We start from the raw sequence: 20,777 nt of genomic DNA, 5'->3' as shown, positions 1-20,777 counted from the left end.
GCTACGCCACGCCTCGTGCACGTGCATCTGCTCATGCATCGGCATATGAACGCAGCTATGATCCGGGGAAGTTGACACCTGTACCAAGCAACTCGGGGAGCTACCAGTGCACCACGCGCACCACGCGTACAACGGCATGGCGGCGACGGAGCTGCGAGGCGTCGTCTGGCAGAAGAGCAGGCACAGCAACTCCCAGGGCTCGTGCGTCGAGTTCGCCAAACTGCCGGGGGGAAACGTTGCCGTACGCAATTCCCGTCACCCCGACGGCCCGGCGCTCGTCTACACGCCGGCCGAGATCGAGGCGCTCCTGCTGGGTGTCAAGGACGGGGAGTTCGACCACCTCGTCTGACCCGACGACCGCACACCCGACACGGGGAAGGGCCCCGGCGGTCACCCGCCGGGGCCCTTCCCCGTAGTGCTCGAGGCTTCCCTACTCCTCCGGCCCGACCCGGAACAGCGCCCACACGACCTTGCCCTGCAGGGTCCCGGCGAGCGGGTGCCAGCCCCAGCTGTCGCTGAACGACTCCACGAGGAACAGCCCCCGGCCCGACTCGGCCGAGAAGTCCTCCTCGCCCTCGCGTGCCTCCGGGCTCTGCCGGCTGGGGTCGCGCACCGCGCACACCAGGCGCGAGGCCCAGCGCATCAGGTGCAGCCGCACCTGCGGTGCCTGCGGGTCCTCGGGGCCGTCGGGGACGGCGTGCCGGAGGGCGTTGGTGACGAGTTCGGAGACCACGAGGGCCACGTCGTCGAAGCGGTCGGCGAGGTCCCAGCTGTCCAGTGTCGCGCTGGTGAACTTCCGTGCCCCGCGCACGGCTTCGTACCGGGCGGGAAGGGCGCAGGAGGCGGAGGTGGAGACGGCACCGGGATCGATCGGCGGGAGACCCTGCCGTAAAGGCTCGAGCACGGTCGATCCATTCGTCCCCATGCGAGGCACTCCCGGGAATCGCGGTGGCGGTGCGACAACGGTGCAAGCAGTGCGAAACATTGCGACAACACGACAACGCGAACGAGTACGCGGCTGCGCGGGTCCATGGTTCCGAATGCGCCGACGGGATGCAAGGGCAGATGCACGTGCACGCGGGGAACGGATGCCGGACCTGTCCGACCCTGTGGTGAATCTGTGGAAATCTTCTTGACACGGGCGCGCCGCCTTCCGTCCGGATCTCACCCCTGCGCCTCCCCTTCCGTAATCGGATGTGTACGCGCTGAAGCGTTTGGTGGCAGAATCCGGGGCTCGAACGGGGGCTCGTCACCGTGAAGGGAAGGCTGGAGCCGTGACCGCAGGCGAAATGAACGGAGCGGGCGGGAGCGTCGTCCGACGGATCCTGCTGGGCTCCCAGTTGAGGCGCCTGCGCGAATCGAGGGGCATCACCCGCGAGGCCGCCGGCTACTCGATCCGCGCCTCCGAATCCAAGATCAGCCGCATGGAGTTGGGAAGGGTGAGCTTCAAGGCCAGGGACATAGAGGATCTGCTCACTCTCTACGGAGTCACCGAGGAGACCGAGCGCGGCGCGCTCCTGGGTCTCGCCCGCGAGGCCAACCTCGCCGGCTGGTGGCACAGCTTCGGCGACGTCCTGCCGGGCTGGTTCCAGACCTACATCGGCCTCGAAGCGGCCGCCTCCCTCATTCGGGTCTACGAAGTCCAGTTCGTGCACGGCCTGTTGCAGACCGAGGAGTACGCCCACGCGGTCGTCTCCCGGGGCATGCCGGGCGCCACGCGCGCCGAGATCGACCGCCGGATCGCCCTCCGCCTCGAACGCCAGAAGGTCCTCGTCTCCGAGCGCGCCCCGCACTTCCACGTCGTCCTCGACGAGGCCGCGCTCCGTCGCCCGTACGGGGACCGGGCCGTCATGCGGGGCCAGTTGAAGCACCTCATCGAGGTCTCGGAGAACCCCGGGGTCACGCTCCAGGTGATGCCGTTCAGCTTCGGCGGGCACGCCGGCGAGAGCGGCGCCTTCACCATGCTCAGCTTCCCCGAGTCCGACCTCTCCGACGTCGTCTACCTGGAGCAGCTCACCGGCGCCCTCTACCTCGACAAGCGCGAGGAGGTCGCCCAGTACGGCACGGTGATGGAGAAGCTGGCGAAGGACAGCCCGGATCCGGCCGAAAGTCGTGATCTTCTCCGGGGCCTCCTCCAACTCTCCTGATACATCAGTACGATGACGGCGCATCAGTAGCCCCGGCGGCCGGGCGCCCGCGCGCGCCCGGGTGACCGGCAGCCGGCAGAGGGGTTCACCGTCCATGTCGCACTTCACCGACCTGGCCCACCAGTTCATCGACGGCGAGTGGAAGCCGGGCAGCGGCTCCTGGGACATCATCGACTTCGATCCGTACACCGGGGAGAAGCTCGCCTCGATCACGGTGGCCACCGTCGGGGAGGTGGACCTCGCCTACCGGGCCGCCGAGCGCGCGCAGGCCGCCTGGGCCGAGACCAACCCGTACGTCCGCCGCCAGGTCTTCGAGCGGGCCCTGCGGATCGTCGAGGACCGCGAGGACGAGATAGCCGCGACGATCGTCGCCGAGCTCGGCGGCACCCGCCTCAAGGCCGCCTTCGAGCTGCACCTCGCCAAGGAGTTCCTGCGCGAGGCGGTCCAGCTGGCGCTGCGCCCCGAGGGCCGCATCCTGCCGTCCCCGGTCGACGGCAAGGAGAACCGCGTCTACCGCCTCCCCGTCGGCGTCGTCGGCGTCATCTCCCCCTTCAACTTCCCCTTCCTCCTCTCCCTCAAGTCGGTCGCCCCCGCGCTCGCGCTCGGCAACGCCGTCGTCCTCAAGCCGCACCAGAACACGCCGATCTGCGGCGGCACCCTGGTCGCGAAGATCCTGGAGGAGGCGGGCCTCCCGGCCGGCCTGCTCAACGTCGTCGTCACCGACATCGCCGAGATCGGCGACGCGCTCCTCACCCACCCGGTCCCGAAGGTCATCTCCTTCACCGGCTCCGACAAGGTCGGCCGCCACGTGGCCGAGGTCTGCGCCCGGAACTTCAAGCACGCCGTCCTCGAACTCGGCGGCAACAGCGCCCTGATCGTCCTCGACGACGCCGACCTCGACTACGCGGTGGACGCCGCCGTCTTCAGCCGCTTCGTCCACCAGGGGCAGGTCTGCATGGCCGCCAACCGCGTCCTGGTCGACCGGCGGGTGGAGGCGGAGTTCACCGAGAAGTTCGTGGCGAAGGTGAGGACCCTGCGCGTCGGCGACCCGGCCGACCCCGCCACCCACATCGGCCCGCTCATCAACTCCCAGCAGGCCGAGTCGGTCGACGGGGCCGTCGAGCAGGCCGTCGCGGCGGGCGCCACCGCGCTGCTGCGCGGCGGGGTGGAGGGCAACGTCGTCTCCCCGTCGGTGCTGACCGGCATCCCCGCCGGCGCCCCCGTCCTCTCCCAGGAGATCTTCGGCCCGGTCGCCCTGATCCTCCCCTTCGACGGCGAGGACGAGGCCGTGCGGATCGCCAACGACACCCCGTACGGGCTCAGCGGCGCGGTCCACACCGCCGACGTGGAGCGGGGCGTGCGGGTCGCCAGGCGCATCCACACCGGCATGATCCACATCAACGACGGCACCGTGCACGACGAGCCGATCGTCCCCTTCGGCGGCGAGAAGCACTCGGGCATCGGGCGGCTCAACGGCGACGCGATGATCGAGGCCTTCACCACCCAGAAGTGGATCTCCATCCAGCACGGCCGGAGCCGGTTCCCCTTCTAGGACGGAATCCGTCCTACTCCTTCCGTACCGTGGGTGACGCACCCCGAGGAAGACGACGGAAGGCGGACACATCATGGTGGCTCTTGTTCCCGCGGAGGCCCCCGGCGACGAGCGCGGCGCGTTCCTCAACTTCGTGGAGGCCCAGCGCGCCGCGCTCCGCCGCGCCCTCCTCGGCCTCACCGAGGAGCAGGCGGCGAGCCGGCCCAGCGCCAGCGAGCTGAGCCTCTCCGGCCTGGTCAAGCACGTGGCCGAGGTGGAGCTGAACTGGCTCCGCCTCGCCCAGCGGCGGGAGAACGAGAGGCAGCGGACCCAGGAGACCTGGGGCGAGGCCTTCCGGCTCGTCGACGGCGAGACGATCCCCGAGGTCCTCGCCTTCTGGGACGGCGTGGCCGAGGAGACCGAGGAGTTCGTGCGCACGGCGCCGAGCCTGGACGACACCTTCCCGCTGCCGCCCGCGCCCTGGTTCCCGGAGGGCGGACGCGTCTCGGTCCGCTGGATGCTGCTGCACCTGGTGCAGGAGATGGGCCGGCACGCCGGGCACGCGGACGTGATCCGCGAGTCCCTGGACGGCAAGGTCTCCTTCGCGCTGATCGCCGAGGAGAGCGGTCGTACCGCGGGGTCGTGACCCGCCTACTCTGGTCGGAATCGACCAGAGGGGTACGTGGGGATGTCGGCGATCCGCCTTCTCGTCCTGGGCGCGGTGAAGCAGCACGGCCGCGCCCACGGCTACCAGGTGCGCAACGACCTGGAGTACTGGGGCGCGCACGAGTGGTCCAACGCCAAGCCGGGCTCGATCTACCACGCGCTCAAGCAGATGGCGAAGCAGGGACTGCTGCGCGCCGAGGAGCTGGCGCCGAGCACGGCCGGCGGTCCGCCGAGGGTCGAGTACGAGATCACCGAGGCGGGCCGGGAGGAGTACCTGCGGCTGCTCCGGGAGGCGCTGGCCACCTACGACCAGCGGATGGACGTGCTGTCGGCGGCGGTCGGCTTCGTCGTCGACCTGCCGCGGGCGGAGGCGGTGGAGCTGCTGCGGGAGCGGCTGCGGAGGCTGGACGCCTGGCGGACGTCGGTGACGGAGTACTACGTCCCGGAGGGCGGTCCGGAGCAGCTCGGCCACATCGGCGAGATCATGCACCTCTGGGTGCACTCGGCGGACGCCGGCCGGGAGTGGACGCTCGGGCTGATCGAGCGGATCGAGGGCGGGGCGTACACCTTCGCGGGGGAGGGCGAGCCGTTCGTGGGCGTCCTCGCGGAGGGCCAGGAGAACCCGTACGCGACCGGTGACGCCGTCGAAGATTAATCAAGTTTGACTAGCCCGAGGGGCGGGCGTACCCTTCCCGCCGGATCACTGGTCAAATTTGACTAGGGTCAAAGAGGGGTGAACGGGATGAACGAGAGGAACCAGATGCCGACGGGTGGCGGCGACGCGATCCTCATGGAGGGCGTGGGCAAGCGGTACGGCGACAAGCGGGCGCTCGACGGCCTCGACCTCGCCGTCCGGCGCGGCACGGTCCACGGCCTGCTCGGCCCCAACGGGGCCGGCAAGACCACGACGGTACGGGTCCTGGCGACCCTGCTCCGGCACGACGAGGGCCTGGTGCGGGTCGCGGGGCACGACGTACGGAAGGAGGCCGCCGAGGTCCGGCGCCGGATCGGGCTGCTCGGCCAGCACGCCGCGCTCGACGAGGAGCTGAGCGGCCGGCAGAACCTGGAGATGTTCGGCCGGCTCTTCCACCTCGGCGCCCGGGGAGCGGGGCTCCGCGCCGACGCGCTCCTGGAGCGGTTCGGGCTCACCGACACCGGCCGCAAGCCGGTCCGGCAGTACAGCGGCGGCATGCGGCGGCGGCTCGACCTCGCCGCCTCCCTCATCACCGAGCCGGAGGTGCTCTTCCTGGACGAGCCGACCACCGGCCTCGACCCGCGCGGGCGCGGCGAGGTCTGGGCGGCCGTGCGCTCCCTCGTCGACGGCGGGACGACGGTGCTGCTGACCACCCAGTACCTGGAGGAGGCCGACCGGCTCGCCGACCGGATCTCGGTCGTCGACGGCGGCCGGGTGGTCGCCGAGGGCACCCCCGGGGAACTGAAGTCCCGGGCCGGACGGGACCGCGTCGACGTCGTCGTCCGGGACGCCGACCGCCTCGACGAGGCCGTACGGGTGCTGCCCTTCGGCGCCGGCGAGACGGACGTCGACCGGGACCGGCGGCTGATCAGCGCGCCCGTACGGGACCGGATGGCCTCGCTCGCGGAGGTCGTACGGGCCCTGGAGGCGGCCGGGATCGAGGCCGAGGACGTGGCGCTGCGGCGCCCGACGCTGGACGAGGCGTTCCTGCGCCTGACCGACGGGAAGCGGGAGGTGGCGGCATGAGCGCCGCGTACGCGCTGAGCGACTGCTGGACGATGACCCGGCGCGAGCTGGCCCACTGGGCGCGGCAGCCGGTCGCCGTCCTCGTCGGCCTCGTCTTCCCGGTGATGATGCTGTTGATGTTCGGCTACCTGGTCGGCGGCGGCCGGGCCGTCCAGGGGGAGTACGTCGACTTCCTGGTGCCCGGGATGCTCACGCTGACCATGGTGTTCGGGCTCGAAGGGACGATGACGGCGGTCACCCGGGACCTGGACAGGGGGGTCGTCGACCGCTTCCGCTCCATGCCGATGGCCGATGGCCGACGGCGCGGTGCTCGTCGGCCGGGCGGTCGCCGACATGCTCCAGTCGGCGGCCGGGCTCCTCGTGATGGTCGGCGTCGGGTACGCGATGGGCTGGAGCGCCCGGGGCGGCCCCGCGGCCTTCGCGGGGGCCCTCGGACTGCTCCTGCTGCTGCGCTTCGCGATGCTGTGGATCGGGATCCACCTGGCGCTCGTGGCGCGGAAGCCGGAGCTGGTGCAGGCCGTGCAGATCCTGGTCTGGCCGGTCGGCTTCCTCTCCAACGCCTTCGCGTCGCCGGAGTCCATGCCGGGCTGGCTGGGCACGGCCGTGGAGTGGAACCCGATGTCGGCGACCGCCACGGCGGTCCGCGAGCTGTTCGGCAACCCGGGCGGCGAACCGGGCTGGGTGACGGCGGCGGTGCTGTGGCCGCTGGCCCTGCTCGCCGTGTTCTTCCCGCTGGCCGTACGGAGGTTCCGCCGGCTCGGGCGGTGAACCGGACCTCGCCCCGCGGGGGTCCGGAGGAGGCGCGGCGGACGCCCGTCAGTGGTGGAAGGAGGTCGCGGCGGCCCTGTCCCGGGTGAGGGGGCGGGGCTGGCTGCGGAGTTCGGGCAGGAGGCGGCGCAGGTCCTCGACGAGGAGGCCCGCGAGGTCGGCGGAGAAGCCGTTGCGGCAGACGATCCGCAGGACGGACAGGTCCTCGCGGTGGGCCGGGAAGGTGTAGGCGGGCACCAGCCAGCCGCGTTCGCGGAGCCGGCGGGAGACGTCGAAGACGTCGAAGGAGGTGACGTCGGGGGCGGTCGTGAAGGCGAAGACGGGCAGTTGGTCGCCGCGGGTGAGGAGGCGGAAGTCGCCCGTGGCCTCGATGCGTTCGGCGAGGCCGCGGGCGACGTCCCGGCTGGTCTGCTGGACGGCCCGGTAGCCCTCCCGGCCCAGCCGGAGGAAGGTGTAGTACTGGGCGACGACCTGGGCGCCGGGGCGGGAGAAGTTGAGGGCGAAGGTCGGCATGTCGCCGCCGAGGTAGTTGACCCGGAAGACCAGCTCCTCGGGGAGCTCCTCGACGCCGCGCCACAGGGCCCAGCCGACGCCCGGGTAGACGAGCCCGTACTTGTGGCCCGAAGTGTTGATCGAGGAGACGCGGGGGAGCCGGAAGTCCCAGACCAGGTCCTCGTCGAGGAAGGGGGCGACCATGGCGCCCGAGGCGCCGTCGACGTGGACGGGGACGTCGAGGCCGGTGCGGGACTGGAGCTCGTCGAGGGCCGCGCAGATCTCGGCGACGGGCTCGTACGAGCCGTCGAAGGTGGAGCCGAGGACGGCGACGACGCCGATGGTGTTCTCGTCGCAGAGGGCGGCGGCGGAGGCGGCGTCGAGGTGGTAGCGGTCCCCCTCCATGGGGACGAGGCGGGCCTCGACCTCCCAGAAGTCGCAGAACTTCTCCCAGCAGACCTGCACGTTGACGCCCATCACCAGGTTGGGGCGGGCGGTGGCCGGATAGCGGTCGGCGTTCTTCTTGGCCCAGCGGCGCTTGAGCGCCATGCCGGCGAGCATGCAGGCCTCGCTGGAGCCGGTGGTGGAGCAGCCGACGGCGGCGGCCGGGTCGGGGGCGTGCCAGAGGTCGGCGAGCATGGCGACACAGCGGCGTTCGAGCTCGGCGGTGCGCGGGTACTCGTCCTTGTCGATCATGTTCTTGTCGCGGCACTCGGCCATGAGGACACCGGCCTGGGGCTCCATCCAGGTGGTGACGAAGGTGGCGAGGTTGAGCCGGGAGTTCCCGTCCAGCATCAGCTCGTCGTGGACCAGCTGGTACGCGCTGGCCGGCGCCAGCGGCCCCTCGGGCAACCGGTGGCGCGGCGGGGCCTCCGTCATCCCGCCGACGGGGTCGGCCTCGCCGAAGAAGGGGTTGAGGGCGAGCCGGCGGAAGCGCTCGCTGTCGGTGGGGTCGGATCCCTTGTGGAGGGGGGCCATCGGAGGCTCCTTCTTCTGCGGCGGCGGACGGCCGGCGCGGGGGTCAGCGGAGGGACGTGCCCTGGTGGTCGAGTTCGAGCTGCGGGCGGCCGGTGACGACCAGCCAGGCGGGCAGGGTGGCCAGGCAGAGCAGCGAGAGCATCGCGGGGGAGGAGGCGAGGACGGCGGCGATGAAGAGGCTCACCCACCCCTGCCGGGTGGTGGCGAGGAGGACGCCGAGGACGGCGGAGGAGACGGCGACCGCCGGGTGGATCTCCGGGACGAGCGCCTGGGCGACGAGGCCGAAGGCGGCGCCGAGGAAGACCGCCGGGAAGACCCGGCCGCCGCGGAAGCCGCAGGCGGCGGCCACGAGGAGGGCGGCCAGCTTCACCACGGCCAGCCTCGCCAGCTCCCCGGAGGAGTACACCCCGATGGAGCCGACGAGCTCCTTCGTCTCGTGGAGCCCCTTGAAGAGGGTCAGGTGCCCGCCGAGGGCGCCGAGCAGGCCCAGGACCAGACCGCCGGCGGGCAGCATCAGCATGGGGTGCCGCAGCCGGCCGAAGGCCCGGTGGAGGTGGGGGAAGGCGTAGCAGCCGAGGAGGCCGAAGAGGGCGCCGAGGGTGGCCACGACGAGGGCGGCGAGCAGGTCCTCCCAGCCGGGGTCGGTCAGCGGCGGCAGACCCATGGCGAAGCTGGGGTCCGAGAGGAGCTGGGTGGTCGTCGCGCCGGCGCCGGCGGCGAGCAGCGGAGCGAAGAGCCGGTCCCACAGGGAGCCCCGGCCGGGCTGCCCGGTGAGCGCCTCGGAGAGGACCAGGGCGGCGGCGACGGGGGTGCCGAAGAGGGCGCCGAAGGTGCCGGCGATGGCGAGGGAGGCCCAGAAGGCGCCCGGTACGCCCGGCGCGGCCCGCAGGCCCAGCCAGGCGGCCAGGGAGACCGCGGCGGCGATCGTCGGCTGCTCGGGGCCGAGGCTGACGCCGCCGGCGAGGGCGAGGGTGGAGGCGACGAGGAGGCCGGGCACCACGAGCGGCGGGAGCGGCGGCCCGCCGAGCCCCTCGGAGGCCGGGTCGGGCCCGGCGTGCCCGGGCGCCTTCCAGACGACCAGGCCGGCGGCGATCCCGGTGACGGTGAGGACGGTGATCATCCACAGTGAGGAGTACCGGCCGACGTCCAGGGCGTCGGGCACGGTCTCCCAGAGCACCGACTGGAGCTCCTCGGCGAGCGTGCTGATGCCGAGGAACAGCAGGGCCGATCCGACGCCCACCACGAGGGCGGGCAGCACCTGCGGCAGCAGGATCCGTACCGGGGCTTCGACGGGGGCGGTCGCGTCATGATCGGTGGCCACCGGCCCACCATAAGTGAGCAAATGCCGCACAACACCTCGAAAGGCCGGGGCATTCGGGCGTGCGCCTCACGTCACGTCGGGACCGCGGCGGACGGCGTCCCGCCGGAGAGGGGGCGGCCGCCCGCCCGGGCCGCTCCGTGACCCCGCTCACCGGCTCCGCCGGGCTCGCGGCGCGGTCGGCGCGGGCCCGGGCCACCTGTCGCCCGGACCCGCGCCCGCCCCCGGACCGCCCGGTGTCAGGTCCGCGGCGCGATGACGACGGCGGTGCCGTACGCACAGACCTCGGTGCCCACGTCGGCCGCCTCGGTCACGTCGAAGCGGAACATCAGCACCGCGTTCGCGCCGCGCGCCCTGGCCTGCTCCACCAGGCGTTCCATCGCCTGGTTGCGGGTCTCCACCAAGGTCTTCGTCAGGCCCTTCAGCTCGCCGCCGATCATCGACTTCAGACCGGCGCCGATCTGGCTGCCCAGGTGCCGGGACCGTACCGTCAATCCGAAGACCTCGCCGATCACCTGGCGTACCTCGTAGCCGGGAACGTCGTTCGTCGTCACCACCAGCACCTCGGGGTGCGGTCCCTGACCGCCTCCGTACTCCTCGATGCCCATCGGCCATCACCTCCTGGTCACCCAGGGTGGCCGGAAGGCGGCCGCTCCGCATCCCCGGCCGCCGGATGGAACCGGGGCCCGTCCTTCCGCGTTGATAGCTTGGGGCGCGCCGCAGGCATGTCCCGCCCGCACCTCGACATGCCCCCACCCCGAACCCAGGAGCCCGGAACCGTGAACACGCTTGCCCTCGGACCGAGCTGGCTGGATCCGGACTATCTGATCCAGACCTTCGGCCTGATCGGCGTCCTCGCCATCGTCTTCGCCGAGTCCGGTCTCCTCATCGGGTTCTTCCTCCCCGGCGACTCGCTGCTCTTCACCACCGGCCTCCTCGTCACCACGGGCAAGCTCGACTCCCCGCTGTGGCTGGTCTGCACGCTGATCGTCGCCGCGGCGATCCTCGGCGACCAGGTGGGCTACCTCTTCGGCCGGAAGGTCGGCCCCTCGCTCTTCCGGCGGCCCGACTCCAAGCTCTTCAAGCAGGAGAACGTCGAGAAGGCGCACGAGTTCTTCGAGAAGCACGGCCCGAAGTCCCTCATCCTGGCCCGCTTCGTGCCGATCATCCGCACCTTCACGCCGATCATCGCCGGCGTCAGCCGGATGAACTACCGCTCCTTCATCACCTTCAACATCGTCGGCGGCGTGCTGTGGGGCGCGGGCGTGACCCTGCTCGGCGCCTCCCTCGGCAAGATCGACTTCGTGCACCGGCACATCGAGGCGATCCTCATCGCGATCGTCCTCATCTCGGTCGTCCCGATCGTGATCGAGTACCTCAAGGCCCGCTCCCAGTCGAAGAAGGCCGCCGCAGAGGGCACGTCCCCCGCCGCCCCGGCCGCCCCCGCCGACCCGACGCCCCCCGGCTCCCAGGACGGCTATGGCGAGCAGGGCGGCTACGGCGGCCAGGACGGCCAGGGCGGCTACGGCGACCAGGACGGCTACGCCGGCCACGGCTACGGCGACCAGAGCGGCTACGGCAATCAGAGCGGCTACGGCGACCAGGGCGTGTACGGCGGCCAGGGCGGCTACGGCGGCCAGGGCGGCGGTTACGCCGATCAGGGCGGGTACGCCGGTCAGGGCGGCTACGGCTACGGCAACCAGGCCGGGTACGCCGGACAGGGCGGCTACGACGGCCAGGCCTACGGGCGGCAGCAGCCCGCCCAGCCCGGTTACGGCCAGCAGCCCGCACAGTCCGGCTACGGGCAGCAGCAGCCCGGCTACGGCGGTTACGACGGCCAGGGCGGGTACGGCAACCAGCCCGGCTACGACGCCCAGCCCGGCTACGGGGGCCAGGGCGGCTACGACGCCCAGCCCGGCTACGGCACTCGGCCCGGCTACGACGGCCAGGGCGGCTACGACGGCCAGAACCCGCCGCCGCGGGCCCCCCGCTAGGACACCGGCTCAGAAGCCCCGGGTCCGCTTCGCCGCGCTGCGGGCGGAGCCGGCGCCCGGGGCCCGCATGAAGAGGCGGGCCAGCTCGCCTCCCAGGTTCACCCCGATCGCGATCGCCAGGGCCAGGGCCGCCGCCTTCGCCAGCGAGGCGAAGCCCTGGTCCAGGTTGTTCTGGGCGATCGCGAGGACGCCGAAGTACGTGGCCGAACCGGGCAGCAGCGGCCCGATCGCCGCCGTCACGTACGGCAGCGAGGACGTGTGGTGGTAGCGGGCCATCAGCTGCCCGAAGAGACCCACCAGACCGGCCGCCAGGGCCGTCGCCATCACCGTCGACCCCTCCGCGGTCACCGCGATCGACGCGTACACCACCCAGGCCACCCCGCCGTTCAGCGTCGCGAAGAGCACCGTCCCCCGCGACTGCTGGAGCAGGATGGCGAAGGTCGCGCACAGCACCATCGACGACAGGATCTGCGTCACCGGCCGCTCGGCCGGACTCAGCACCCCCTCCGGATTGAGCTGGGCGTCGAACTGCACGGCCACGTACAGCACCGACAGCACGCCCACCACGATCGCCACGAAGAAGTAGGCGACCTCCAGGAGCCGCGCCGAGGCCGTGATGTAGAAGCCGGTCAGGCCGTCCTGCACCGCCGCCACCAGCGCCCGCCCCGGGATCAGGGCGAACAGGCCACCCGTGATCACCGCCGACGGCCGCAGATCCGCGTGGAGCAGCGTCAGCAGCACCCCCATCGCGGCCGGCGGCATCGCCGCCACCAGGAACTGGTAGAACTCCGGCAGCCCGCGCCCCGCGCACAGCCACGCCAGCCGGTCGCCGAGCACCGCGCCCAGCGCCGCCACGAAGAAGACCCACGGACCGCCGCCCAGCAGCGTCGAGGCCGCGCCCGCGAGGACGCCCGCCGCCGCCGTCAGCACCCAGCCCGGGTACGGGTGCCGATTGCGCCGTATCTCCGCGAGACGCCGGTACGCCTCCTCCGGCGACACCTCGTGCGCCGGCGCGTTGATGTCCGCGAGCAGCTGGTAGACCGCCGCCAGGCGGGTGTAGTCGGTGCCCCGGCGGCGCACCGTCCGGTTCGCCGTCACCGGGTCGTCCACCAGCGACGGCTGGTACGTGATCGAAAGGAGCGTGAACGTCACCGTCGGCTCGCAGCGGTCCAGGCCGTACGAGCGGCAGATCGCGAACATCGCCGCCTCGACGTCCTCCGCGCCCTCCCCGCCCGCGAGCAGCAGCTCGCCGATGCGGAGGGTCAGGTCGAGCACGCGCGGCACCGACGGCCCCGTCTCGTCCTTCGCGGCGGGCGCCTCCGGAACCGGCCGGTCGCCCACCGGCAGCCGCAGCATCGTCCGCATCCGGTCCTGCCAGGGAGCGTTGTGCGGCAGCCGCGCCAGGGGGACCCCGTAGGCGGGGGTGAAGGCCGGCGGGGAGTCCTTCGCCGAGTACGTCGACGGCGTCGCGAACGCGGAACCCTCCGGCTCGGCGGACGCCGGCTCGGCGGCGAGCCCCTCCGGCACCACGAACGCCGAGCCCTCCGGCTCCGGCGGCGGCTCCGGCAGCAGCCCCTCCGGCAGCGCGAACTCCGAGGTCGCCTCGTCCGACAGGGGCTTCCGGTCCTCCGGAGCCTCCTCGGGGCCCGCCGGCTCCGCCACCACTCTGTCTCCGCTCACACCCGGGGAATCTTGCATTCCAGTATGGGTGTCAGACGGACGTGCGAAACGCGGACGCACGAAAGGCGGCACACCCCGAAGGGTGCGCCGCCTTCCACGAGGTCCCTCGGACCGGGGCGTCAGTGAGCGCCCTGCTCCTTGGCGCGCGCGATCGACTTCTCGATCTCGGCCTCGGCGGCCTCACGGCCGACCCAGTCGGCGCCCTCGACCGACTTGCCCGGCTCCAGGTCCTTGTAGACCTCGAAGAAGTGCTGGATCTCCAGGCGGTCGAACTCCGGCACGTGGTGGATGTCGCGCAGGTGCTCCATGCGCGGGTCCGTCGCCGGCACGCACAGCAGCTTGTCGTCGCCGCCGGCCTCGTCCGTCATGCGGAACATGCCGATGGCACGGCACTTGATCACGCAGCCCGGGAAGGTGGGCTCGTCGAGGATGACCAGCGCGTCCAGCGGGTCGCCGTCCTCGCCGAGGGTGTTCTCCACGTAGCCGTAGTCGGTCGGGTACGCCGTCGACGTGAAGAGGCGACGGTCCAGACGGATGCGACCGGTCTCGTGGTCGACCTCGTACTTGTTCCGCGATCCCTTGGGGATCTCGATGAGAACGTCGAACTCCACGGGTGGCTCCTCCTGAATCAACACAAGTGAATGCTCGCGACGGCGCGCGGTGATTAAGTGTCCCTCACGCAGGTACGTGATCGCGAAAGGGGCTGGTCAGCGATGCCGGAACCGAGGGTGTGGCAGCTCACGGCGGGTTCCGCCGTGCTCGGTCTGGCTCTCGCCGCCGCGGCGGCGACCGCGGCGGGCCCCTGGGACGGAGGCCAGCGTACGGCCGAGAGGGCCCGCGCCGCCGCCCCCGCGACAGGTGGCGAGCGTCACCCCGGACGGGCCCCCGCCCCGGCCGCCGCCCCCAGCGCGCCCCCGCGTCCGGAACCGGCCCCCGCCCCCAGCGCCCCCGGCGTCCTCGCCGCCGTCTCCGGACCGGGCGACGGCCCCCTCCCCGGCGACCTCCCCCGCACCCTCGTCCCCCTCCTGGCCGACCCGGGTCTCGGCACCGCCCGCACCGCCTCCGTCGTCGACGCCGCCACCGGCAGGCAGCTCTACGGAGAAGGCGCCGGCACCCCCATGACCCCCGCCTCCACCGTCAAGATCGCCACCGCCGCCGCGGCCCTCTCCGCCCTCGGCACCGACCACCGGATCGCCACCACCGTCACCGCCGCCCCCGACGGCAAGGCTGTCACCCTCACCGGCGGCGGCGACCCCACCCTCGACGAGACCCGGCTGAAGGCCCTCGCCGGCGACACCGCCCGCGCCCTGAAGAAGCGCGGCCACACCTCCGTACGCCTCGCCTACGACACCGGCCTCTACCGGGGACCCGCCCTCCACCCCATCGGCCCCAACGAGAACCTCGCCCCCGTCACCGCCCTCATGACCCGCGGCGGCCGCCTCGACGACAGCACCGCCGGACCCGCCCCCCGCTCCGGCGACCCCGCCCGCGACACCGCCACCGCCTTCGCCGCCCTCCTCGCCGACGCCGGCGTCGAGGTCACCGGCACCCCCGCCCCCGGCCGCACCCCGAAGGGCGCCCCCCTCGCCCGCACCAGCTCCGCCCCCCTCGCCGACCTCGTCGAACGCACCCTCACCCACAGCGACAACGACCTCGCCGAGGCCCTCGCCCGGCAGACGGCCCTCGCCCGCGAGCAGCCCGCCTCCTTCGCCGGCGCCGAGAAGGCCGTCCGCGCCGAACTCGGCCGCCTCGCGCTCCCGCTCAACGGCGCCCGCTTCGCCGACGGCAGCGGCCTCGACCGCCGCGGCCGCGTCTCCGCCCTCCTCCTCACCACCCTCCTCAGCCGCGCCGCCGACGCCGCCCACCCCGAACTCCGCCCGATCCTCACCGGCCTCCCCGTCGGCGGCTTCACCGGCACCCTCGCCGCCCGCTACGCCCAGGCCCCCGCCGGCGCCGGCCTCGTCCGCGCCAAGACCGGCACCCTCACCGGCGTCAACACCCTCGCCGGCACCGTCGTCACCGCCGACGGACGCCTCCTCGCCTTCGCCTTCCTCGCCGGCCGCACCCCCTCCCCGGACCTCGCCCAGCCCGCCCTCGACCGCCTCTCCGCCGCCCTCACCGGCCAGAAGTGACCCTTCGGACCGACCGGAACCCGCCCCCGCCGCCACCCTCCGGACCGGACCCGAACCGGGCCCGAACCCGTACCGTTGACCCATGACGAGCATCGGTGGTGCAGGCACGTCCGGAATGGTCGACTGGAACCTCGCGGTCGCGACCGCGACCAGGCTGGTCCGCCCCGGCCCCGACGTCGGACGCGACGAGGCCCGTGCCGTCGTCGCCGAACTCCGCCGCCACGCCAAGGCCGCCGAGGAACACGTCCGCGCCTACACCCGGATGCTCCCCGAAGGCACCGAAGCCCACGACACGCCCGTCCTCGTCGTCGACCGCGCCGGCTGGATCAAGGCCAACGTCGCCGGCTTCCGCGAACTCCTCACCCCGCTCCTCGGCAAGATGCAGGAACGCCGCACCGGCACCCCCGGCGGCGCCGTCCTCGGCGCCGTCGGCGGCAAGGTCACCGGCGTCGAGCTCGGCATGCTGCTCTCCTTCCTGGCCTCCCGCATCCTCGGCCAGTACGAGACCTTCGCCCCCGTCACCCGCGACCTCCCCGGAGCCCCCCAGGGCGGCGGCCGGCTCCTCCTCGTCGCCCCCAACATCGTCCACGTCGAACGCGAGCTCGGCGTCTCCCCCCACGACTTCCGCCTCTGGGTCTGCCTCCACGAGGAGACCCACCGCACCCAGTTCACCGCCGTCCCCTGGCTCCGCGACCACCTCCAGGGCGAGATCCAGTCGTTCCTCGCCGCCACCGACGTGGACCCCGGCACCTTCCTCGAACGCCTCCGCGAAGCCGCCCAGACCCTCGCCGGCGGCCGCCCCGAGGCCGAGGAGGGCGACCCCGCCCCCTCCCTCGTCGAACTCGTCCAGACCCCCGAACAGCGCGAGATCCTCGGCCGCCTCACCGCCGTCATGTCCCTCCTCGAAGGCCACGCCGACTACGTCATGGACGGCGTCGGCCCCCAGGTCGTCCCCTCCGTCGCCGAGATCCGCGAGAAGTTCCAGGCCCGCCGCGCCCGCGGCGCCTCCCGCCTCGACCTCGCGCTGCGCAAGCTCCTCGGCCTCGACGCCAAGCTCCGCCAGTACCGCGACGGCGAGCGCTTCGTCCGCGCCGTCGTCGACCAGGTCGGCATGGACGGCTTCAACCGCGTCTGGACCTCCCCCAACACGCTCCCCACCAAGAGCGAGATCGCCGCCCCCGCCGACTGGATCGCCCGCGTCCACCGCAGGGCGGACTCCTGAGCGGGGGCGCACCGTACGGCAGACTCCTGGGGCGGAAGCGGCGGACGGCACCGGAACACGACCGAACGCGCCACCAATCACCCATCCGAGGGACCCTGAGCGTGGGGTGAGGCGTGCAATGCTCGGGTAAGGGCCACGTTTCTGTCACCATCGACGCACTCTGAGTGACCGAACACCCCATTCCGACCGTTAAGACTCCGACCGAGGCACCCCACCCCATTCACGAAGGGCACCGAACCATGGGTCCCCATCCTGCGGTCGCGGCGATACGCCTGGCGGTCCGCCGCGTACTCCACGACGTCCTCACCGAGCACCCCACCGACCCCGCCGCCCCCCGCGACGCGCACCCCCTCGTGCTCGTCGCCTGCTCCGGCGGAGCCGACTCCATGGCGCTCGCCTCCGCCCTCGCCTTCGAGGCCCGCAAACTCCCCGTCCGCGCCGGCGGCATCACCGTCGACCACGGCCTCCAGGACGGCTCCTCCGGCCGCGCCGACGAGGTCGCCGACCGCATGGCCGCCCTCGGCCTCGCCCCCGTCGAAGCCGTCGCCGTCACCGTCGGCCGCGAGGGAGGACCCGAGGCCGCCGCCCGCGACGCCCGCTACGCCGCCCTCGACGCCGCCGCCGAGCGCCACGGAGCCGCCGCGATCCTCCTCGGCCACACCCGCGACGACCAGGCCGAGACCGTCCTCCTCGGCCTCGCCCGCGGCTCCGGGATCCGCTCCCTCTCCGGCATGGCCGCCGTCTCCGGCACCCAGGGCCGCTACCGCCGCCCCTTCCTCCAGCTCGACCGCCAGACCGTCCGCAAGGCCTGCATCGCCCAGGAACTCGCGGTGTGGGACGACCCCCACAACAGCGACCCGGCCTACACCCGCTCCCGCCTCCGCCACGAGGGCCTCCCCGCCCTGGAGAAGGCCCTCGGCAAGGGCGTCGTCGAAGCCCTCGCCCGGACGGCCCAGCTCTCCCGCGACGACGCCGACGCCCTCGACACCTGGGCCGCCGACGCCGAGACCGCCGTACGCGACGAGGCCGGCGCCCTCGCCTGCGACAAGCTCCACGGCCTGCCCCCCGCCGTACGCCGCCGCGTACTGCGCCGCGCCGTCATCGCCGAGGGCGCCCCCGCCGGCTCCCTCTTCGCCCGCCACATCGAGGAACTCGACCGGCTCATCACCGGCTGGCGCGGCCAGGGCGCCATCAACCTGCCCGGACGGGTCGAAGCCCGCCGCCAGGGTGGCAGACTGGTCATCCGGCAAGGCTGACGCACGCTGCAACGAAAGTGACCCGGGTGAACGAGAAGGACATGGGCACCGACCTCCAGTCGGTGCTCATCACCAAGGAAGAGATCGACGCCAAGCTGGCCGAGCTGGCCGCGAAGATCGACGCGGAATACGCGGGCAAGGACCTGCTCATCGTCGGGGTCCTCAAGGGCGCCGTGATGGTGATGGCGGACCTGGCACGCGCCCTGTCCACCCCCGTCACCATGGACTGGATGGCCGTCTCCTCCTACGGCGCCGGCACCCAGTCCTCGGGCGTCGTCCGCATCCTCAAGGACCTCGACACCGACATCAAGGGCAAGCACGTCCTGATCGTCGAGGACATCATCGACTCCGGCCTGACGCTGTCCTGGCTCCTGTCGAACCTCGGCTCGCGCGAGCCGGCCTCCCTGGAGGTCTGCACCCTGCTGCGCAAGCCGGACGCCGCCAAGGTCGCCATCGACGTCAAGTGGATCGGCTTCGACATCCCCAACGAGTTCGTCGTCGGCTACGGCCTCGACTACGCCGAGAAGTACCGGAACCTCCCGTTCGTCGGCACGCTCGCCCCGCACGTCTACGGCGGCTGAGCGACCCCCGCGCGGCGGGGAACCCGCACCGCCTTCCTCCCGTTGAACCACGGGAAGGCGGTCGCGGGCGACGATGCTGAGGTACCGTCCGAAGAACAGCTTTTTCCACACCGTGCTTCTCGCACAGCTTTTCTCATACAGCGGCATTTACCTACGGGCAGGAGGGACGGGGCGATTCTCGCTCCGTATGGATGGACGTGAAGCGATACTTCCGTGGGCCGGTCATGTGGATCGTGCTGGCCGTCCTCGCCGTGGTCGTGCTGATGCAGGTCGTCGGCTCGTCCGAGGGCTACAAGACGGTGGACACCGGCAAGGTCGTCCAGGCGATCGACAAGAACCAGGTCAAGCAGGCAAAGATCACCACCGGTGACGAGCAGATCGTCAAGATCGAGCTCACCGGCGACACGAAGATCGACGGCAGCAGCAAGGTCCAGGCCAGCTACATCGGCACCCAGGGCGCCGACCTCGCCGACAAGCTGCAGGAGAAGTTCGAGGCCGGACAGATCGAGAAGGGCTACACCGTCTCCCCGACGAAGCAGTCGCCCTTCGTCTCGATCCTCCTCTCGCTCCTCCCCTTCGTCCTCATCGTGGTCGTCTTCCTCTTCCTGATGAACCAGATGCAGGGCGGCGGCTCCCGCGTCATGCAGTTCGGCAAGTCCAAGGCGAAGCTCATCACCAAGGACACGCCCAAGACGACCTTCGCGGACGTCGCCGGCTCCGACGAAGCCGTCGAGGAACTCCACGAGATCAAGGAGTTCCTCCAGGAGCCCGCGAAGTTCCAGGCCGTCGGCGCCAAGATCCCCAAGGGCGTCCTGCTCTACGGCCCGCCCGGAACCGGCAAGACGCTCCTCGCGCGCGCCGTCGCCGGCGAGGCCGGGGTGCCCTTCTACTCGATCTCCGGCTCCGACTTCGTCGAGATGTTCGTCGGCGTCGGCGCCAGCCGGGTCCGCGACCTCTTCGAGCAGGCCAAGGCGAACGCCCCGGCCATCGTCTTCGTCGACGAGATCGACGCGGTCGGCCGCCACCGCGGCGCCGGCCTCGGCGGCGGACACGACGAGCGCGAGCAGACCCTCAACCAGCTCCTCGTCGAGATGGACGGCTTCGACGTCAAGGGCGGCGTCATCCTGATCGCCGCCACCAACCGGCCCGACATCCTCGACCCCGCCCTCCTGCGCCCGGGCCGCTTCGACCGGCAGATCGCCGTCGACCGCCCCGACATGCAGGGCCGCCTGGAGATCCTCAAGGTCCACCAGAAGGGCAAGCCGGTCGCCCCGGACGTCGACCTCGGCGCCGTCGCCCGCCGCACCCCCGGCTTCACGGGTGCCGATCTCTCCAACGTCCTGAACGAGGCGGCGCTGCTGACCGCCCGCTCGGACAAGAAGCTGATCGACAACCACATGCTGGACGAGGCGATCGACCGCGTGGTCGCGGGCCCGCAGAAGCGGACCCGCATCATGTCGGACAAGGAGAAGAAGATCACCGCGTACCACGAGGGCGGCCACGCCCTGGTCGCGGCGGCCTCCCCGAACGCCGACCCCGTCCACAAGATCACCATCCTGTCCCGCGGCCGCGCCCTGGGCTACACGATGGTCCTCCCGGACGAGGACAAGTACTCCACCACGCGCAACGAGATGCTCGACCAGCTCGCCTACATGCTGGGCGGCCGCGCCGCGGAGGAGCTCGTCTTCCACGACCCGACCACGGGCGCCGCGAACGACATCGAGAAGGCCACGGCCACCGCTCGCGCGATGGTCACCCAGTACGGCATGACCGAGCGGCTCGGCGCCATCAAGTTCGGCGGCGACAACACCGAGCCCTTCCTCGGCCGCGAGATGTCCCACCAGCGCGACTACTCGGAAGAGGTCGCCGCGCTGGTCGACGAAGAGGTCAAGAAGCTCATCGAGACCGCGCACAACGAGGCGTGGGAGATCCTGGTCGAGAACCGCGACGTCCTCGACAACCTGGTCCTGGCCCTCCTGGAGAAGGAGACCCTGGGCAAGGAGGAGATCGCCGAGATCTTCGCCCCGATCGTCAAGCGCCCGGCCCGCCCGGCCTGGACCGGCTCCTCCCGCCGCACCCCGTCCACGCGCCCGCCGGTCCTCTCCCCCAAGGAGCTGGCCCTGACGAACAGCGCGAACGGCACGGCCTCGGTGGACACCACCAAGGGCATCGACATCGCCCCCGAGGACACCCCGGAGCCCTGAGCCCCGGACCCGGAATGGAAGCCGCGCCCCGACAGGTTCTAGCCTGTGGGGGCGCGGCCTTTTTTGCGCGCCATGTCAGACCAGACGG

At 72.1% G+C, this 20,777-nt stretch carries 18 protein-coding genes and 1 pseudogene; 13 read left to right on the top strand and 6 right to left on the bottom strand.

Annotated elements, in window-relative coordinates; all coding sequences use genetic code 11:
- The first annotated feature begins 136 nt into the window (after window positions 1-136).
- On the top strand, window positions 137-349 hold the full coding sequence (locus IE245_RS00405) for a DUF397 domain-containing protein (protein ID WP_030219358.1): 213 nt from the start codon (window positions 137-139) through the stop codon (window positions 347-349).
- A gap of 81 nt (window positions 350-430) precedes the next feature.
- On the opposite strand, the gene IE245_RS00400 is transcribed toward IE245_RS00405, so the two are convergent.
- Window positions 431-925 carry an ATP-binding protein gene (locus IE245_RS00400; RefSeq protein WP_189944534.1) on the bottom strand — a complete coding sequence of 165 codons (495 nt, stop codon included), beginning with the start codon at window positions 923-925 and terminating at the stop codon, window positions 431-433.
- A 349-nt stretch (window positions 926-1,274) separates the two neighbouring features.
- Between IE245_RS00400 and IE245_RS00395 the strand changes: the two genes are divergently transcribed.
- The 6 genes and pseudogenes from IE245_RS00395 to IE245_RS00370 all read left to right on the top strand — a co-directional run bounded on the left by IE245_RS00395 (window position 1,275) and on the right by IE245_RS00370 (window position 6,832).
- The gene (locus IE245_RS00395) at window positions 1,275-2,147 is read left to right on the top strand and encodes a Sco1979 family transcriptional regulator (protein WP_189944533.1); all 873 of its coding nucleotides are present in this window, start codon (window positions 1,275-1,277) and stop codon (window positions 2,145-2,147) included.
- A gap of 94 nt (window positions 2,148-2,241) precedes the next feature.
- Window positions 2,242-3,699 carry an aldehyde dehydrogenase family protein gene (locus IE245_RS00390; RefSeq protein ID WP_189944532.1) on the top strand — a complete coding sequence of 486 codons (1,458 nt, stop codon included), beginning with the start codon at window positions 2,242-2,244 and terminating at the stop codon, window positions 3,697-3,699.
- Window positions 3,700-3,772: 73 nt separating this feature from the next.
- Complete coding sequence (locus IE245_RS00385) at window positions 3,773-4,324, top strand: DinB family protein (RefSeq protein WP_189944531.1); 552 nt, start codon at window positions 3,773-3,775, stop codon at window positions 4,322-4,324.
- Between the two features lie 42 nt (window positions 4,325-4,366).
- The gene (locus IE245_RS00380; RefSeq protein ID WP_189944530.1) at window positions 4,367-4,999 is read left to right on the top strand and encodes a PadR family transcriptional regulator; all 633 of its coding nucleotides are present in this window, start codon (window positions 4,367-4,369) and stop codon (window positions 4,997-4,999) included.
- 87 nt (window positions 5,000-5,086) lie between these two features.
- On the top strand, window positions 5,087-6,064 hold the full coding sequence (locus IE245_RS00375) for an ATP-binding cassette domain-containing protein (protein WP_229851002.1): 978 nt from the start codon (window positions 5,087-5,089) through the stop codon (window positions 6,062-6,064).
- A pseudogene (locus IE245_RS00370) lies at window positions 6,061-6,832 on the top strand (ABC transporter permease). Before IE245_RS00375 ends, IE245_RS00370 begins: the two are co-directional and overlap by 4 nt.
- Before the next feature lie 48 nt (window positions 6,833-6,880).
- On the opposite strand, the gene gad reads toward IE245_RS00370, so the two are convergent.
- From gad to IE245_RS00355, 3 genes are all read right to left on the bottom strand, one after another.
- The gene (gene gad, locus IE245_RS00365) at window positions 6,881-8,302 is read right to left on the bottom strand and encodes a glutamate decarboxylase (RefSeq protein WP_189944529.1); all 1,422 of its coding nucleotides are present in this window, start codon (window positions 8,300-8,302) and stop codon (window positions 6,881-6,883) included.
- A gap of 43 nt (window positions 8,303-8,345) precedes the next feature.
- On the bottom strand, window positions 8,346-9,623 hold the full coding sequence (locus tag IE245_RS00360) for an ion channel protein (RefSeq protein ID WP_189944528.1): 1,278 nt from the start codon (window positions 9,621-9,623) through the stop codon (window positions 8,346-8,348).
- Between the two features lie 236 nt (window positions 9,624-9,859).
- Window positions 9,860-10,228, bottom strand: coding sequence for a YbjQ family protein (locus IE245_RS00355; RefSeq protein ID WP_189944527.1), 369 nt, complete (start codon window positions 10,226-10,228; stop codon window positions 9,860-9,862).
- Window positions 10,229-10,399: 171 nt separating this feature from the next.
- On the opposite strand from IE245_RS00355, the gene IE245_RS00350 reads away from it, so the two are divergent.
- Window positions 10,400-11,614: a DedA family protein gene (locus IE245_RS00350; protein WP_189944526.1), complete on the top strand. Its 1,215-nt coding sequence runs from the start codon at window positions 10,400-10,402 to the stop codon at window positions 11,612-11,614.
- A 9-nt stretch (window positions 11,615-11,623) separates the two neighbouring features.
- Here IE245_RS00350 and IE245_RS00345 read toward each other — a convergent pair whose 3' ends face one another.
- Complete coding sequence (locus IE245_RS00345) at window positions 11,624-13,279, bottom strand: threonine/serine exporter family protein (protein WP_189944807.1); 1,656 nt, start codon at window positions 13,277-13,279, stop codon at window positions 11,624-11,626.
- 134 nt (window positions 13,280-13,413) lie between these two features.
- Window positions 13,414-13,905, bottom strand: a complete 492-nt coding sequence (locus tag IE245_RS00340; protein ID WP_189944525.1) for an inorganic diphosphatase — start codon at window positions 13,903-13,905, stop codon at window positions 13,414-13,416.
- Between the two features lie 102 nt (window positions 13,906-14,007).
- Here IE245_RS00340 and dacB point away from each other — a divergent pair, with 102 nt between their 5' ends.
- The 5 genes from dacB to ftsH all read left to right on the top strand — a co-directional run bounded on the left by dacB (window position 14,008) and on the right by ftsH (window position 20,689).
- Window positions 14,008-15,426, top strand: coding sequence for a D-alanyl-D-alanine carboxypeptidase/D-alanyl-D-alanine endopeptidase (dacB, locus tag IE245_RS00335; RefSeq protein WP_189944524.1), 1,419 nt, complete (start codon window positions 14,008-14,010; stop codon window positions 15,424-15,426).
- An 82-nt stretch (window positions 15,427-15,508) separates the two neighbouring features.
- Complete coding sequence (locus IE245_RS00330) at window positions 15,509-16,648, top strand: Rv3626c family coenzyme F420 biosynthesis-associated protein (protein ID WP_189944523.1); 1,140 nt, start codon at window positions 15,509-15,511, stop codon at window positions 16,646-16,648.
- Between the two features lie 239 nt (window positions 16,649-16,887).
- Window positions 16,888-17,904, top strand: coding sequence for a tRNA lysidine(34) synthetase TilS (gene tilS / locus IE245_RS00325; RefSeq protein ID WP_189944522.1), 1,017 nt, complete (start codon window positions 16,888-16,890; stop codon window positions 17,902-17,904).
- Window positions 17,905-17,945: 41 nt separating this feature from the next.
- Window positions 17,946-18,485 carry a hypoxanthine phosphoribosyltransferase gene (gene hpt, locus IE245_RS00320; RefSeq protein ID WP_067161225.1) on the top strand — a complete coding sequence of 180 codons (540 nt, stop codon included), beginning with the start codon at window positions 17,946-17,948 and terminating at the stop codon, window positions 18,483-18,485.
- Between the two features lie 191 nt (window positions 18,486-18,676).
- Window positions 18,677-20,689 (top strand): ATP-dependent zinc metalloprotease FtsH, encoded by a 2,013-nt coding sequence (gene ftsH / locus IE245_RS00315; RefSeq protein ID WP_189944521.1) that lies wholly within the window; start codon window positions 18,677-18,679, stop codon window positions 20,687-20,689.
- Window positions 20,690-20,777: the final 88 nt, after the last annotated feature.

Source organism: Streptomyces roseolus, assembly GCF_014649855.1.
Taxonomy (GTDB): domain Bacteria; phylum Actinomycetota; class Actinomycetes; order Streptomycetales; family Streptomycetaceae; genus Streptomyces; species Streptomyces roseolus.
This window is presented reverse-complemented; position numbering and strand designations above follow the sequence as displayed.